Origin of the sequence: Pseudomonas sp. Irchel 3F3 (assembly GCF_900187545.1) — a bacterium.
Taxonomy (GTDB): domain Bacteria; phylum Pseudomonadota; class Gammaproteobacteria; order Pseudomonadales; family Pseudomonadaceae; genus Aquipseudomonas; species Aquipseudomonas fortuita.
This window is the reverse complement of sequence record NZ_FYDS01000028.1, coordinates 1-1,805: the sequence shown is the minus strand read 5'-3', so window position 1 is coordinate 1,805 and position 1,805 is coordinate 1. Positions and strand designations below refer to the sequence as shown.

Here is a 1,805-nt window from a genome sequence, read left to right as displayed (position 1 = left end):
ACCGGTGCTACCTTCGAGAACCTGGAGCTGGGCGGTGCGGCTACCGTCCAAGTGACAGACACCACCGACGAAGTCGTGGCCAAGCTGACCGCGACGCCTTCGGTCACCGAAGGCGGCGAGATCACCTACACCATCACGCTGACCAACAAAGACGGCCTGCCGATCAACAACCACGGCGCCCTGAACTTCACGCTGAGCGACGGCAAAACCGTCATTACCGTGCCGGCCAATGGCACCAGCGGCTCGATTACCGTCACTGCTCCGGACAACGTCTATGTCGGCAGCAATACCCCGGTGGTGCAGTCGATCGCTACCGTTGCTGGCGCTGACGTCGGAAAATTCGAACAGTTGACACTGGACAAGACCCCGGTCAGCACCACCGTCACTGACGAGCCAGGTACCCCCGGTAACCCAGGCGGCAATAACGAAGGCGATCTGGTCAAGGTCACCATCACTGCCGACCAGACTTCGGTGGCCGAGAACGTCAAACCGACCTTCACCGTGCACATCAATACCGCTCTGGCACACGACCTGGTCGTCACCTTGAGCAACAACGCCACAGTCACCATCAAGGCCGGCGAAACCAGCGCGCTTTACGAGCACGCGGCGCAGGGCGACGACGTCTATCTGGACGGCGGCGAAATCAGCTTGGGCATCAAGTCGGCTGTGGACGTTGATGGTCGTACCTTCGAAAACCTGGAGTTGGGCGGCGATGCTTCGGTCAAAGTGACCGACACCATCGACGAAGTTGTCGCCAAGTTGACCGCAAGCCAGTCGGTCACCGAAGGCGGCGAGATCACCTACACCATCACGCTGACCAACAAAGACGGTCTGCCGATCAATAACCACTCGGAGCTGTATTTCAAGCTGACCGATGGCACCACTGTCATCGTGCCCGCCAACAGCACCACCGGTTCGGCCACTGCGACCGCGCCGGATAACGTCTATGTCGGTGCTAACGAGCCGGTGGTCAACGCCATCGACGCGGTCAGCGGCGCGGACGCGTGGAAGTTTGAAAACCTGAATCTGGACAAGACCCCGGTCAGCACCCAGGTTACCGACGAGCCAGGCACCCCAGGCAACGAAGGCGATATCGTCAAGGTCACCATCACGGCCGACCAAACTTCGGTGGCCGAGAACGTCAAACCGACCTTCACCGTGCACATCAACACCGCCCTGGCCCACGACCTGGTCGTGACCCTGAGCAACAACGCAGTTGTAACCATCAAGGCCGGTCAGACCTCGAGCGAGCCGTATGCTCACGACGCGCAGGGTGACGACGTTTACCAGGATGCTGGCGAAATCACCCTGGGCATCAAGTCGGCGGTAGACGCTACCGGTGCTGCTTTCGAGAACCTGGAGTTGGGCGGCGATGCTTCGGTCAAAGTGACCGACACCATCGACGAAGTTGTCGCCAAGTTGACCGCAAGCCAGTCGGTCACCGAAGGCGGCGAGATCACCTACACCATCACGCTGACCAACAAAGACGGTCTGCCGATCAATAACCACTCGGAGCTGTATTTCAAGCTGACCGATGGCACCACTGTCATCGTGCCCGCCAACAGCACCACCGGTTCGGCCACTGCGACCGCGCCGGATAACGTCTATGTCGGTGCTAACGAGCCGGTGGTCAACGCCATCGACGCGGTCAGCGGCGCGGACGCGTGGAAGTTCGAGAACCTGACCCTGGATAAGACCGAGGTCAGCACCAGCGTTACGGATGAGCCTTCCGGGCAGGGTGACCTGGTGAAGGTCAGCATTACGCCGGTCACCGACACGGTGAACGAGGCGACTGCGCCGACCTT

The 1,805-nt window shown here is 60.5% G+C and carries 1 protein-coding gene; it reads left to right on the top strand.

Features of this window, described 5'->3' with window-relative positions:
• The coding region (locus CKW35_RS27655; RefSeq protein ID WP_371855237.1) for an immunoglobulin-like domain-containing protein at positions 1–1,805 on the top strand (1,805 nt) is incomplete at both ends.